The 14,930-nt window shown below is 46.3% G+C and carries 11 protein-coding genes; 5 read left to right on the forward strand and 6 right to left on the reverse strand.

All coding sequences use genetic code 11. From position 1 onward, the window contains the following. Nucleotides 1-98: 98 nt before the first annotated feature. The 5 genes from ACF8OV_RS03595 to ACF8OV_RS03615 all read right to left on the reverse strand — a co-directional run bounded on the left by ACF8OV_RS03595 (nucleotide 99) and on the right by ACF8OV_RS03615 (nucleotide 6,793). Nucleotides 99-1,715, reverse strand: a complete 1,617-nt coding sequence (locus tag ACF8OV_RS03595; protein ID WP_203503546.1) for an endonuclease — start codon at nucleotides 1,713-1,715, stop codon at nucleotides 99-101. Between the two features lie 345 nt (nucleotides 1,716-2,060). Further along, nucleotides 2,061-3,671 carry an alpha-amylase family glycosyl hydrolase gene (locus ACF8OV_RS03600; RefSeq protein ID WP_203503548.1) on the reverse strand — a complete coding sequence of 537 codons (1,611 nt, stop codon included), beginning with the start codon at nucleotides 3,669-3,671 and terminating at the stop codon, nucleotides 2,061-2,063. 120 nt (nucleotides 3,672-3,791) lie between these two features. Next, the gene (locus ACF8OV_RS03605) at nucleotides 3,792-4,298 is read right to left on the reverse strand and encodes a hypothetical protein (RefSeq protein WP_025498758.1); all 507 of its coding nucleotides are present in this window, start codon (nucleotides 4,296-4,298) and stop codon (nucleotides 3,792-3,794) included. Between the two features lie 313 nt (nucleotides 4,299-4,611). Continuing rightward, a complete protein-coding gene (locus tag ACF8OV_RS03610; RefSeq protein WP_017447177.1) occupies nucleotides 4,612-5,421 on the reverse strand; it encodes a MalM family protein in 810 nt (269 codons plus the stop codon). Nucleotides 5,422-5,521: 100 nt separating this feature from the next. Beyond that, the gene (locus ACF8OV_RS03615; protein ID WP_017447176.1) at nucleotides 5,522-6,793 is read right to left on the reverse strand and encodes a maltoporin; all 1,272 of its coding nucleotides are present in this window, start codon (nucleotides 6,791-6,793) and stop codon (nucleotides 5,522-5,524) included. A 444-nt stretch (nucleotides 6,794-7,237) separates the two neighbouring features. Between ACF8OV_RS03615 and glgX the strand changes: the two genes are divergently transcribed. The 3 genes from glgX (at nucleotide 7,238) to ACF8OV_RS03630 (ending at nucleotide 11,322) form a co-directional block, all read left to right on the forward strand. Further along, nucleotides 7,238-9,229: a glycogen debranching protein GlgX gene (glgX, locus tag ACF8OV_RS03620; RefSeq protein ID WP_015313663.1), complete on the forward strand. Its 1,992-nt coding sequence runs from the start codon at nucleotides 7,238-7,240 to the stop codon at nucleotides 9,227-9,229. Between the two features lie 243 nt (nucleotides 9,230-9,472). Continuing rightward, nucleotides 9,473-10,117, forward strand: coding sequence for a recombinase family protein (locus tag ACF8OV_RS03625; RefSeq protein ID WP_025634965.1), 645 nt, complete (start codon nucleotides 9,473-9,475; stop codon nucleotides 10,115-10,117). Next, nucleotides 10,114-11,322: a multidrug effflux MFS transporter gene (locus ACF8OV_RS03630; protein ID WP_031411804.1), complete on the forward strand. Its 1,209-nt coding sequence runs from the start codon at nucleotides 10,114-10,116 to the stop codon at nucleotides 11,320-11,322. Before ACF8OV_RS03625 ends, ACF8OV_RS03630 begins: the two co-directional genes overlap by 4 nt. Nucleotides 11,323-11,402: 80 nt before the next feature. Here ACF8OV_RS03630 and ACF8OV_RS03635 read toward each other — a convergent pair whose 3' ends face one another. After that, nucleotides 11,403-13,130, reverse strand: coding sequence for a hypothetical protein (locus ACF8OV_RS03635; protein WP_020838274.1), 1,728 nt, complete (start codon nucleotides 13,128-13,130; stop codon nucleotides 11,403-11,405). A gap of 473 nt (nucleotides 13,131-13,603) precedes the next feature. Here ACF8OV_RS03635 and ACF8OV_RS03640 point away from each other — a divergent pair, with 473 nt between their 5' ends. Together ACF8OV_RS03640 and ACF8OV_RS03645 are read left to right on the forward strand one after the other, a co-directional pair. Beyond that, a complete protein-coding gene (locus ACF8OV_RS03640; protein WP_005455166.1) occupies nucleotides 13,604-14,557 on the forward strand; it encodes a M23 family metallopeptidase in 954 nt (317 codons plus the stop codon). Beyond that, a complete protein-coding gene (locus ACF8OV_RS03645) occupies nucleotides 14,461-14,913 on the forward strand; it encodes a polymer-forming cytoskeletal protein (RefSeq protein ID WP_017447171.1) in 453 nt (150 codons plus the stop codon). Before ACF8OV_RS03640 ends, ACF8OV_RS03645 begins: the two co-directional genes overlap by 97 nt. Nucleotides 14,914-14,930 lie beyond the last annotated feature (17 nt).

The raw sequence follows: 14,930 nt of genomic DNA on the forward strand, positions 1-14,930 counted from the left end.
CAACATCCGTAAATACAAGGGGAAGCATTATGCTTCCCCTTTCTTATTCTCAATGGTTCGCCGTGAGATTGACTCGCAATGTTGAAACCAATTGCGCGTTAATTCCCCCAAATTTGCTCAACAAATTCAGGATGATCGATAAACGGGTTGCGGTTTCCTTGGAACTCAAACACCAAGTCATTGCGACGGATTTCTTTCGCGCTAACAGGATCATTTTTGTGCCAACGTTTCAGCATGTTTAGCATCCAAGGTTCAAATACGTTCGTACTGGTGCCATCCAACACCGCGTCAGAGTTGCTCGTGTTGTTCTCCCAATTGCCAATCACGTTCTCGTAACGGGTTGCCATGTAAAAATACGCGCGCGCAAAATCGCCTTTAAACTCATCAATCGGCTCAAACACGGTGCCTGAATAACCCAGTGCTGTGCTCGCTTGACCTAGCTTAGAACCATTGCTGGAAACATAAGTCGAGGTGCCCACTTCGCCAAATGGCCAGTTGCTACGTTTGGCGTTTACATAACCATCGGTGGCAAACAAATGGTGACCGTCTGAGTTCATCGGTTCAACTTTTCCACCAAACCAGCTTTTCGGGAACGAGTGTTCACGGTTGTAGCAATCCCCTTCTTGACTGTATTGACCGCATTGGTCGGTTACTTTCGTGAAACTCACTGCGTCGTTGCCCGCAGGCTTCTCTGAATACATATCAAGAATGGAGCCGTCTTTCTCGTAGTAGTTATCCAAATCTGCGTCTTTTACCAAAGTCCAAATCGCTGAATAGCCACGGCTGGAGTGATTATTGATGATGTTAAACAACGCCGTTTTGAGTGCGTAGCCTGTCTTGCCAGACGCGGCTTGATAATACCCATCAACCACTGGTGGAGTCGTGGTGGTGTCACCTAACGTAAAATCAGTGGTTTCGCTTTTGGCGAACTCAGCGCCAGAAGCAAGGGTCTTGGCTCCTTCCATCAACGTGTACGAACCCGCGCCACTTCCACAACAAATGCCGTCACCATACTCATCTTGAATGGTGAACTGGTAGTCACCGTCGGCTAAACACATGCTTTTTTCAACGGTGGTTGCCGACTCATAACCCTGACCAGAGAACAGTACTTCGGCTTGGCTGTTTTTCAGCGTCCAACTCGTTTCAGAGCCGTAGTTGTCGGTCGTGAGAGTCAAGATCACTTGGTGATCACTACAGCTCTCTACGGGAGGCTGCGTGCTTGTCTCGGTCGGTTGGAAGTTATCGACATAAACCACTTCTGAGCCGTCAAAGCCCGCTTCATCATAAAAACGCAATCCCACATCGATGGTTTTCGTGGTCGTCGCGGTGTAATTGAGTGTGAGTTCTTGCCACTGATTCGTTTGCTGCGGATTGGAGTAGCCGTGATAACCGTCTGCCACCAATCGAGCTTTTACATGCCCTTCAGTGTGATACACCGAGACTGAGAATGGATAGGTTTTCCCTTGCTCCACATTAATGGTTTGCAAAAAGTCGGTGTTGCTCTGGGTACCCGTGTTCACGACGACTTGAGCAGCCAAGCCGCCCGATTTGATTTGTTCGTTGCTTGGCGACACCGCGATGCCAGCGTCAATCACTGACCACTGCGTAGGTGCATTGCCATTCCACTGTTCAAAGTCACCATTAAGAATTTGGCTATACGCGAGCGGAGAGCTAACGGCAGCAAGGAGACAAAGAGGAGCTGTGATGGATTTCATTATACTTTTCCATTAGTTATGTAAATCCCACACACGATAAACATATTAGTTAGGCATAAATAACCCGTAAGTCACACTTTTACGTTGCACGAGTGTTAATTTGCTTTTTAATGTGCAGCTTATCTCACAAATATCGTACGGATTAACAGCAAAATACCTGTGCGAAACGCGAGGTAGCCAGTTATCCGCACTTTGGTAAAAACCATTGAGAAGTTGAGAAGAAAGGAGAGAAGTAGAGCGAAAAAAGCCAAGTGTGCACCTATGGGGGTCAGCAACAACACTTGGCTTGTGTATTAGAAAAGTTCTGTGCAGCTCAACCGATGAACGGCAATGCTGGATGATTCCTTAGGGAGTTACCGCAAAGAATCGCCCTTGTAATGGCGACATCGGAAGTTGATATTGACCATTGCTCGGAGCAATTTTTTCATTCGTGAGTAAATCCACCAGCTCACCTGTGCCAACACTCTCCTGAGCAAGAATGACGGTTCTCGCGCTCTCTAAGGTATTTAGCGCAAACAAGACTTTGTCTGAACCAGATTGTTTCAAGTCCACATAACTGCCGTTACTCGCAACTAAATTCGTGCGTGACCCTTGATAAAGAGCGGGATGTGCATCGCGCATTGTCATCAGCGATGTCACATAAGCTTTGAGATCGGCTTGGTTTGCATCAAGCGTCGCCGTCACGCCTTCAATTTTTGCACTGCTGCGCGCAACGTGATCATCGCACAAACCTTGAATAGCACAGGTGTTGTTGTCTTCTTTTGCGGCAAAACCATCCACTTGATCCCCGATTTCATCGCCGTAATACAACGTGATTGGCCCAGTGTACGCAGCTTGGAAAGCAAACGCGGCTTTATGGCGTAACCAATATTCTGCATCATTCACATCCGCCAAGTTTCCGCGCTGCAACAAGTCACCAAAGCGCACTAAATCATGGTTGCCGATCATCAAATTCGGCTGCGCATGTGTTGGATATTGGTTGTGTGTGCTGTAGCCGTTGTCTAGCCAATCCACTCCGCGACCACCCACGCCACTCTCATTCACGGCCAAAGTTTCAACGATGCGATAGCGCATAGGGAAGTCAAACGCAGAGCACAATGCTGGATCGCTGTTCGATCCATACGCCTCATTCGCGATCTCAGACTCCCCTTTCCAAATCTCTGCCACCATGTAACCCAACGGATTCACTTGATCGCCTTTGCTATTGGTGTACGTCACACTTTGTGAGGCTTCATCGACAGCTTTACGAAGTTGTGTCCATGCGTCTGTCGGAACTTGATAGGCTTGATCTAAACGCCAGCCGTCAATCTTGAGTTCTTTGATCCAATACGTCGCCACCTCTTTGTAGAAATCGAGACTGGCTGGGTAATCAACGGGATTGCTTGAGCCAGAAGGTAACAAGCCGGAAGGTGAGGGTTTGATCAAACCATTCTTATGGTGGCCAAATACGCCATCAAAAAATACGTACAAACCGCGTTTGTGTGCTTCTTCGACTAGAGTTTTCGCGGTCGCTAAGTCACCAAATTTAGGGTCGATTTTAAAGTAGTCTGTCGCAAAATAGCCGGTGGCGTCCAAACGATCCGCCCAATGATCTTGTCCTGCTATCGCTTCTGACTCAAAAACTGGCGTCAACCAAATCGCATTCATCCCTAAGTCTTGGATGTAGTCGAGTGAATCAATCACCCCTTGCAAATCACCATTGTGATGGCTGGTGCCATAACCTGTACCGTGACCAATGCTTGCATCACCATCCACAAAGCTCTCTACCATGATTTGATAAGTACGAAGTTGGTTACTTTGCGCCATGGCATTGGCTTGGCAAGCATAACTCGTATCCGGTAGCGGCGTGCTGCTATTACTGTCGCCACCAGAAGAATTACACGCAGATAAAGCACCCATCACACTTAACGCAAGCAACGATCGATACAGGCGATGGTTACGTAGAACATTACGCATTTTACTCTCCCTAATTTACTCAAATAACCTACAAACATTTGAGCAATAAAATTAACCCCGACATGTTTTCCATGTAGGGGCTAATAAATAAAAACTAATTTTAAATAACTTAATGGAATATTATTGGCACTTGTTTACCATGACATGAACAGGTTTGCCTTTTCCTTCAAACTGAAGGCTCCAGACATATTTACCATCTTCTTTAATATCCACAACCGTATCAGTACCGTAACCACCAAACGTTAATGGTGTTAATTCACCAACATTCATTCTATTTCCTTTTGCAGTAAATTGTGGGAACCACAACTCGGTCGCATACTGCATTTTGTAGGAGCCTACTTTTTCTTGAACCACCGCTTGGTAGAAGTTATTCCCTTTGTAAGTGTATTGACGCTGAGGCACGTGTTTCCAATCGGAATCCGCAAACGTACCCACCACAAATAGTGGTTTAGAAATTGGTCCTTTCGCCGTGCTATCTGGGTTGTCACACGCTTTCATGAAAGCAACCACTTCGTCTTGAGACATATTAACAACTGGCTCTGCGGCCGCTTCAGGTTCTGCCGTCGATTGACAACCTACTAAGGCAACAAGCAGGACAGCAGCAAGAGAGGTCTTCATCATGTTCATTTCACGTAATTCCTTTTTAGTATATACAAAGCAAAATAAACTCAACGACTAAAATAAATATTAATCGTTATTAAAATGGAAATATCGAACGCTAAATATCGTCGGCTTGAGAATTTAAATCACTTCGAGAGTTTTATTTATTTCCTAAGCTAAAAATATAAGTTAGGAACTGTCATTAATTATTGATCTAACCAATATAAAAAACAAAGCAATAAAAATAATTATGTGAATAAGGTAACTCTATGTAGGGGTATTTTTATTGGTTTATTTACTATGAAAAAAGGCCAGCATTTCGCTGACCTTTTATATTCGATTATTTTTTATTTACGGCTTTCACAAACACTTCTTGTGCGCCTTCAATACCTAGCTCTTTTGCTTCATCAAGCAAGGTGAGTGCTTTCGGAATATCGTTCGCTGCGACTGCCGCTTCAATAGAGCTGTGGTAGTAGCTAGTGAGATCCGAACCTTGAGGAATGTTGTCGTTTTTCGCAACAATCTTGGTATTCACGATATCATTCGCGGATACCGAAAAGCGGAACTGACCCAATGGGCTATGTTTCGCGAGAGGGTCTGCAATATCTGGCGGCTGAGTATGGCGCGCCATGGCGAAGGCTTTTGCAGGGTGTAGAACTTGTGTACTTCCTTTTAGATCGGCGGAAGTCGTGTAAACCAATACATGAAGATCATTACCTGTCATGTCTGGAATCACATTGAGATCAAGTACGAATTTATCGTTGTCCAACAATTTTGCTGGTTCGTACTTAAACTTTGAGAAATCGGCTTGGTAAATGGTTTCTCCTGCCGAGTTCATCACTGCGACATTTGGAGCATAAAATTGAAGTTCTTTACTTACGAATGTCTCTAATTTGATATCGAGACTGCCACGATTGCCCGGAAGAGCGAACGCTGCAATTGCGCCAGCACTGTTGCCATCCAACAGCATTTGGCTTTTATCAGTCAAAGCGAACTCAGTAACCACAGGCACATTAAGCGGTACCCATTGAATATCACCCGATTGAGTGATTACTTGTTGCTGACCTTTTGGACTCATCTCTACTTGTTCTACGGACGCACAACCAGTAGCCAACATGCCCAGCAGTACGGGAGCAAGCCATTTTCTCATTACTGTCTACCTCGACTCATTATTGTTTTTGAAATAAATACAGCCAGATAGGTTCTGGCTGTATCATTCTAGGACAATTTAGGACTTAGTGGTTAGATGATTACCACCAAGCTTCAGCTTGTACACCGAATTGGAACGTATCGTCTGAACGACCGTTATCAAATGTGTTTGAGTTGTCTTCTTTGTCAGCCGTTAGGTAAGAAGCGTAAACACGGATTTCAGGACGAGCCCAGAAGCTAGAGCCAGCAGACCATGCTTGAGCAACAGTTAGCTTACCGTATTTGTTTTCTTCGCCGTCGTTATCGTCGATAGCGTAGCCAGCTTCGAAGATAGTTTTGTGGTTGTCATCCCATTTGTACATTGGACGAACAACAACAGACATTGTTTCCCACTTGTCTTGGCCAGCCCACATGTCTTCACCAACACCGTATACTAATTGGTGACCCATTTCCCAGCTGTCGCCCATGCCGATTACACCCCAGTTGATTAGGCGGTAACCAGATGCACCATTATCAGCTTCTGCACCGTACCAGCTACCGTCGCCGTAGAACGCCATTGTTTTTGAGTAGCCTTCAGTACCGTACTGGAATACAGTTTTGTTGAAACCAGAGTCTAGACCTTGAGTCAACTCTGCTGTGAACATTACGCCGTTTTTCGCATCTTTAGTGCTGTTTGGCGCAGCGTCAGTTTCGTTAAGAATCGCGTAGTTCAAGCCCATTTCTAGAGAACCGTTGTCCCATAGAGGAAGACCTGCGTAACGTACGTCTAGAGTGTTAACGTTTGTTGCGCCGCCGTCGTTGCCTGTATCTACGATATCGCCACGGTCGTTACGAACCCAAGCGAAAGAAACTTTACCTGGACCTGCTTCGATACCTTCAACACCAGCGCCCGCGCCAGAGATGTTCCAGTAGTAGAAGTCAGAGATATGGATGTCATGACGTTGGTAGTAACGCTTACCAGCCCAAAGTGTCGCTTCTGGAGCAAAGTTTAGTAGGCCTTTAGCTTGAACGTTAAACTGACGTAGAGCGAATTGTGCATCGTCTACACATTTCACGTTGCTTCCGTCCATACCACAGTTAGTTGAAGTACTTTCCCAGTCGTTTGAACCGTTAGAAGTCATTGCGATCATAGAGTCTACGTAGAACGTTTTACCGTTGTTGTTGTAAACTTCTTTACCTAGTTGAATCTCGCCGTAAATATCACTCTCGTTACCTAGACGACCAACCTTGTTCTTTTCGAATGTTAGTTGTTGACCACCGTCAGCGTTCACGCCAACGCCAGCACGCATGTAACCGTGGAAGTCCACTGCGAAAGCAGAACCAGCAGCTAAAGTTGCAGCAACAGCAGCTGCAATTACACTTACTTTTTTCATTCTTAACTCCATTAAGGGTATTTATAATTCTGTCTTCCCTGCTCGCCCTCAGGTGAATATAGGCAGTAAAAACGCACCTAAAGAAAGAGAGGTAAGATGGGAACGAATCCCCGTTTGTTTCAACAGTTATAAGACTACCCGAGGGGTACAAGGATGACTTCCTCCGCCCCAAACTAATTTAGGGGGGATGAGAAGGGAGTAGAGAAATTACCGCATGGTGTTTTTTCGAGTCAGATCACCAATCTAGGGAGGAATTAGTAAGTTTCTTCGGTTTTGAGCCGCTACAAAGTGATAGCTAATTCATATTTTTGACCCGAAGTCGTCATCTAAAGTAATTAAATTACACGAATATTTTTCTATTTAAGGTGGTTGACCTTAGTAAGACAAAGTTTTTAACTTATAGTTTCCTAAAGGTAGCAATAAATAATAAATAAAGTATCTCCGATGACACGACTTTTCTCTCGCCCCTACCCCCTAGGCGCAACGTTAAATAAAGAAGGCTGTAACTTCTCTATTCATGCTCCGGGTGTAAAAGATATCCAGCTGGCATTGTTTGCAAGCGATGGCAGCTATAGTTTGCATGACTTACCCAATGAATATGCGGGTATACGTCATACCTTTATTCCCGATATCAAACCGGGGCAAAAATATGGTTACGTTGTCACACATAGAGATGAACCATTACTCATCTCCGATCCTTACGCCAAATCTTTAGATAAAGCCCTTCACTACCATCCTCCTTATACTCCAGCCAAAAGTTTTGATATGCCGAAATGCGTCGTGATTGAAGACACTTTCGACTGGCAGGAGACGGACCATCCTCGTATCCCGAGAGAGGACATGGTGCTGTTTGAGACGCACGTCAAAGGGCTTACCCAATTACATCCAGAAGTCAGTGCAACCACCAAAGGGCGGTATCTTGGCCTTGCTTCACCTCAAATGCTGGCGTTTTACAAACAGCAAAACATCAACACGTTGCAATTGCTACCTATCGCAGCGTGCATGCATGAGCCACATTTATTGGAGATGGGTAAAGTCAACTATTGGGGTTACAACCCTTATTTGTTTATGGTGCCCGATCCTCGTTACGCAGAAAAAGACGCGGTAACCGAGCTCAAAACCACCATTCGTGAGCTGCACAAGCATGGGATCGAAGTGATTCTGGATGTGGTTTACAACCACACAGCAGAAGGAGGCGAAGGCGCGACAGTATTTAATCTCAAAGCGCTCGATTCTCGCTTTTACATTAAGCACGGCAATCACTTCGCCAACTACACTGGTTGTGGCAACACGGTCGATCTCACCTATCAACCAGCATTAAATCTGGTTATGGACACGCTGCGTTACTGGGTTAGCGAATTTAAAATCGACGGTTTCCGTTTTGATTTGGCCGCCACTTTGGGACGTCAAGGGGATGATTACAACCCTGAAGCGGCATTTTTCAAAGCCGTCGCTCAAGACCCGATTTTGCGTGAAACCAAATTGATTGCCGAGCCGTGGGATATTGGCCCTAATGGCTATCAAGTTGGTAACTTCCCATTTGGTTGGAACGAATGTAACGACAAGCTGCGCGATATTTCCCGCAGTTTTTGGCGTGGTGATCAAGGCTATTTGAAAGAATTCGCCACTCGCCTTATGGGCTCTCGCGATATCTACAGCGCCGCCAACTGGCCATACAAACTCACGGTAAATTACATCACTTACCACGATGGCTTCACGTTGCAAGATTTAGTCTCTTACAAGCACAAACATAACGAAGCCAATGGCGAAGAGAACCGCGATGGCCACGGTGACAACCGTTCAGAAAACTACGGCGTAGAAGGCGAGACGGAAAACATCATGATCATCGCCACGCGTGAGAAGCAAAAACGCAACCTGATTGCGAGCTTGCTCTTTGCGTTTGGTATTCCGCACATTTTGACCGCCGATGTATTGTCACACTCGCAAGGTGGCAACAATAACGCCTACTGCCAAGACAATAAAACCAGTTGGATCAACTGGAGCGAGACGGAGCGCAAAGCGCACTTCAAAACTTGGATGGCGCAAATGGTCGCAAACCGTCACCAATACATGGTGCCTTTCATCCGTGCTTTCAGCGGCGAAAATCGCAACAACAACCGTATTTTCTGGCGTCGAACCGATGGCCGATTAATGGAACACGACGACTGGAACCGATTAAGCTCCGTAGCGCTTCACTTAGGCATTGGTAAAGACGGGCAAGAGTTGGTTTACCTCATCAACCAAACGAACGCTACAGCGCGATTTAAGCTGCCAAACGAGCGTAATCAAGAATGGGTAACGATTTGTGATACCAATGTGCGCAACCTCAATCCTGGGCACGCAGAAGGCGAAGTCTTGCTGTCACCGACCTCGATGGTGATTTTGCATTACCAGCCAAAGCCAAACTCGCCACAAGGTGAGCAATTGCAAAGCTAGCCAATACAACACCTAAAACAAAAAGCCGATACAAACATCTGTATCGGCTTTTTTCATTGCTTGCAGACAGATACCCCAACATACATCTTTGAACACCAATCAGCCATAAAACTCATCACCTAGATAATTGGGATATGCTCTAAGAAAGCCCAAATGGTTCATTTAGTGTTGTAAGCATTAATGAACCCTTGTATATTTATGGACCATTACAGTATATGAACCAACCCAATGAGGAATGCGGTCATGACGACTTATATCTACACGCGCTACTCTCCAAAAAACAAAGCCCACAGTGAGCACCTTGCTGCGTTGCGCGAGGCCGCTCCTGATGCGCTGCATTTTGAAGATAAAATTCGTGGCTGCGTTCCCCCTTCAGAAAGAGAAGCGTTTCAAAAGCTTAGCAATACGATTCAATCTGGCGATACCATCGTGATGTGGTGGCTGACAGCATTTGGTCGCGATTTTAGTCAGGCTCTCAACGCCATTCGAGCCTTGCTTGAAAAAGGCGTCACAATAAAAACCGTGTGTGAACCATTGACGTTTGAACCTGACTCAGAACAGACGAAAACGTTACTCGCTTTGCTATCAGGTTATGGAAAGGTGCAAATTCAGCACCGACTATTTGCGGCAGAGCAAGGCCGGCAAGCCATTAAAGATCAACCGGAGTTGTGGAAACAGAAGTTCCGTGGCCGCCCTGCTGACCGGGAAAAACATCGACTCATCGCGGCGTTACTATTAGAAGGTAACACGCTGTTGAGCGTGGCAGAGCAATGCGATGTCAGCTTGTCGACGGTTAAACGAGTCAAAGCAAAATTGAGCGAGTTTGATGAAGATGGCGCTCTAAGAACGCGAAAAAATGCCGGATTCGCCGATGGTGAATCATCATGAAACGTCCCATCAATTTCCGCACGATTCTATTGGCCTGTTTGATCATCAGTGTTGGCCAACTGAGCATGGGTTTAGTGATGCCTTCCCTACCTTGGATCGCCAAAGACTTCTCAGTTTCACTCGATCAAGCGCAGCTCCTCGTGAGTATTTATCTACTTGGATTTGGCCCTTCCCAGTTCATCTATGGCCCAATGTCCGACGCATTAGGGCGCAAGAAAGTGCTACTCGCTGGTTTGCTGATCGCAATGTCCGGCTTGCTGATGATCATTTTCTGGAGTCATACGTTTACTGGCATGGTCTTAGGCCGCTTTTTGCAAGGCTTGGGGACGGGTTGCTGCGCGGTGCTGGCTCGTGCTTCTACTCGCGACCAGTTTAGTGGGAATGAGCTTCCCGTCGCGATGTCTTACATTGCTATGGCAGCGTCCATCACGCCGTTGATTGCTCCTGTGATTGGTGGGTTCATTAACTTCCACTTTGGCTGGAGCATGGTGTTCATTTCATTGTTGGGTTACGTGTCACTCGCTTGGATCATCATTGCGTTTCGATTCAAAGAGACCATCACACGACGATCTGCAATCCCCTCTCCAGCCAAAATGTTGGTGCAGTATCGTGATTTGCTCTCGTCTCGATATTTTATGAGCTTTGCGAGCATCAGTTGGCTCAACTTCAGCTTGATGATCACGACCGTCTCCGTGATGCCTTTTATCATGCAAGACCAAATCGGGATGACATCGGACGAATACGCCATGTGGGCACTGATCCCCGCGTTAGGTATGCTCGGCGGCACAACCATTTGTAACCGCATCCGCCCCGTCATCGGAAATAAGAAAATGCTGCTTTGCACGCCTGTTTTGCATATCAGTGCTGCACTGTGGCTGTTTTTCTGCCCGGTAGAACCCTTGTATTTGATGATTGGACAATTGTTGATGATTCTTGGCAATGGCATTGCGTTGCCTTGTGCACAAGCACTTGTGATGCAACCATACAAAGAGCAAGCGGGCGCGGCGGCAGCCATGTCTGGCGGCGGTCAAATGGTGGTCTCTTCCTTGGTGAGTATGACGCTGGTGCAACTTGGATTGAGTGAAGCGTGGCATTTGTCGTTGGTTGTAGTGCTGTTTACCGCCATCACCTTGACCAATATTCTACGTGGGTTCAACACTGAAGAAGCGCATCAACAACGAGAGGCGTCAGAGAAAGCCGGCTAATGTCACCGACTTAATTGAAGAAAGAAAAACGCCCACAGCATTCCGTGGGCGTTTTCGTAGGGTTTCAAGTCTTGTTGCGTTTACTGCTGGGCAACGCTCACCTTTTTGGTCGAGCTGCGGTAATCAAACTCAAAACCGATGCCTTTGTCAGTAACGTCCATCTTCATGCCGCCCGTTAGCTCGTTTTGGAAGCTCACTAGCACGTCTTCAGGAAGAGGCTGGCCTGTCGCCATTGATGCTTTTTCTAACACTTCCAGAATACGCTCTGAGTCCATGCTAAAGCTCAACAAACCGTTTGGCTTCAACTCTTGAGCCATCACGTCCTTGCTTGCTTCTGCCGCGTACTCACCGCTGTATAGCGTTAGGTGGCTGCCATTTAAGCGTGCAAACACGTCCATCTTCATGCCAGTGTGCATCTCTAACAAGTCACTTACGTTCACAGGTTGGTTGTCTGGTTGCAGTTGAAGCTGCGCCAATTCAGGAACTAGCATTTGCGCAGTTTGAATCAACATGTTTGGATCTTTCGCAGACAGAGTAAACATGCCATCCATTTGGCTAAACACTTCGCCAAACTGTGCATCAGGATTGATGTTCAGATCGAACAGTTGCATGCTCAACCCTTTCAACCCATTCAGCATGCCAGAGCCCATACTCACCGCTGCCGCCGGGTTTTGTCCGCCCATGTCTTTTTGCATTTGGCTCAGCAGCGCACATTGGTATTGTGGCTGAGTTATCTCTGTCCAAATTTGACCAATCGATGGCGCAAGCGTATTGATGTCGATGCCTAGCGCCAAGCTAAAGAAGCTCTTATCGCTGTTAGACTCGGTTAACACACCACGAATCGATTTAAGCGCATCGACGATCACTTTATTCTTCGACTCAACAACAAAGCCGCCTTTGATTGACGCTTGCTCACCGTTTAGCTTGTACTCCGCAAACGCCACCGATTGAGGCCAGTTTTCTGCAATTTGCGTAAACTCGTTATGACAAACTGGTGTGCGCATTTCCGTAATGTTTGGATCGACATTAAGACGAGTTAATTGACGAGCAAACATGTTGCCATCAACAGTGGTTAAACCTTTGATGATTTCACGATGGTCGATGTAGCCAAAAGAGTTGTTGTTTTTACCATACTGAGTTTGGATGGCTTCAGCACGACCGCTATCCGCTAATGATTGGGTTGGAGACTCAAGACCCAGCGCCATTTTCAACGGGTTAAGATCACCCAACTCCGCGATATCCACCGTCACGGTTAGCACGTTGTCGATAACCGCCACAACTAAGCCAATGCCATCCTGCGGATCTACTGCATCCGTCATTTCATAACGACGGTACTCCACCGTACCCAGCTTCACTTTTTCGTGTGTCACGCCGCTCATTTGCTCTTCGTGATCCAACGTTTTCCAAAGCGCCTCTGGATTCTCGATTGGCAGTTTGTAAACTGGCACCATACCGAGCGTGTAAAGCACTGGGTTGATCTCATCGCCTGTACCTAAGTACGCTTTCAAAGTTTCTGGCGACGCAGCACTTTTTAAGTATCCGTCAAACAGATCGATCGCAAACTGCTCTTTTGGTGACAGCTGCTCACCAACAAACATATCAGACATGGTCATTTGATTGGCAGAGCCAAACGCGTTCACATATTCGTAGTGTTTGAAAGGTTCTGTTTGGAAAGTAACTACGAGCGAATCGGCTGGGATTTGCGCCAATAGTGAGCTTGAACCGCTCTGAGGAAGGTTATTTTGGTACAAGTACCCAGCGGCCCCCGCTGCTGCGACCACTGCTGTAGCCAATAATAGTTTTTTCACGACCAACTCCGTTGTTAGTTATATCGGTTCGTAAATGCGTTTTGCATTCGAGTTTTAAGCCTTAATAAATCGAGTTCTGTAGAGACGAATTACAGTTCTCCTACACCGCCAAACACTGGCTAATGAGTGCTCTATCGGCATATCAACCGTCATCATAAAGATCCGTCGCCAGTTATCAATTTAATGAATATTAATTTCTTAAAATATCCGCAATTTATAGGATAAACCGTGAAGTATGTTGAATTGCACATTCATACTATTGGTAATTTCGTCACTCTAAAGTGCCAAACATGCAACACCGACCAAAATTAACCCAACATTAAATCCACACTGAGTCTTTTATCAAATATCGGAAAACGGCTCACGACCTGACACTTCTTTCCAATTTGCCTCTGGCAGTCCCCTGTGGTTTTCCTTACAGTCGAGCTCACTCAGTGACGAGGCTTATACCAGAATACGATCATTACGACATGATGAAAGACCAACTGACGATCTCGATATCAACCATCAATGGCTCCAAGCATTGGTATTTCAGTAAACGGATGCAACGCAACCTAAAAACCTTTTTAGGGCTATTTGTACTGACTTTGGCAGCTACCGCCATTCTCATAAACCATCTTTACGCGCGGGTCGATAGCGCAGCGATGAAACAAGCGCAGCTCACCGAGCACTCACGCAGCATGGGCGAAGAGCTCAGTACATTAAAGGCGTTGAAGTCTGAACTAGAAAACGACCTTTCTGAGCGAGAGGAGCGGGTTCAGTTGGTTTCCGAGCGCTTAGGCGAGCTAGAAAAAGTGCTTGGCGTGGATAATCACGCCACCAATGAAGATTTGGATACTCGACTGGATTCAGCAGCGATCACTTCGAATGTACGAACGCTGATGCTCAATCAAATTCCAAACGGTTCGCCAGTAGGTAAAGTTCGACTTTCATCCGGTTTTGGCAAACGTATTCATCCCGTCACCAAGGTAGCGAAAATGCACCGCGGATTAGATTTCGCGGTGAACATCGGAACAAAAATTTATGCCCCTGCCGATGGCGTGGTGGAAGTCACTCGTCGCAGCAATACCGGCTCTGGCAACTTTCTGAGGCTACAGCACTCTTTCGGTTTTACCAGTTCTTACTCGCACTTAAAGAAATTCAAAGTGCAAAGCGGCCAATTCGTAAGAAAAGGCGATTTGATTGGGATTTCTGGCAACAGTGGGCTCTCTTCTGGCCCACATCTGCACTACGAAGTGCGCTTTGTCGGACGAGCATTGAACCCAAAACCGTTTGTTGATTGGAGCCTTAATAATTTTGAAGATATCTTTACTAAGGAGCGAAAAATACGATGGGAATCTTTGATAAAAACCGTGGAACAACGAGTAGCTCAGCAGCTTCAACTCTCATCGCCAAAGGCTGTACTGTTAGCGGAGAACTCAAAGTAGAAAACGACGTCCAGATTGACGGCATCGTCGATGGTCAACTGAATGTCGAAGGCACGTTAGTCGTTGCAGAAAGCGGTAGAGTCACTGGCGATGTGTATGCCAAGCAGCTGATCATCAATGGTATTCTGGACGGAAACTGTCACGCAGAGCACATTCAAGTACTCACTAAAGGCCGTGTCAGTGGTAAAATCTGGAGCAACAATCTGAGCATTGAACCGGGCGGTAAGTTCTTCGGTGAAGCAGCAGAATTGCCAGAAAAAGAAGTGGTCAGCCTGAAAGGCAAAGTGCAAGAAAGCGCAACGGCGAAAGACAACAGCGCCAACACTGAAAAGCGACTCGCGCGCAAAAGCGCATAAAAAAGACGGCTATTAAG

The organism is Vibrio sp. GLN_1, assembly GCF_043106015.1.
Lineage (GTDB): Bacteria > Pseudomonadota > Gammaproteobacteria > Enterobacterales > Vibrionaceae > Vibrio > Vibrio parahaemolyticus.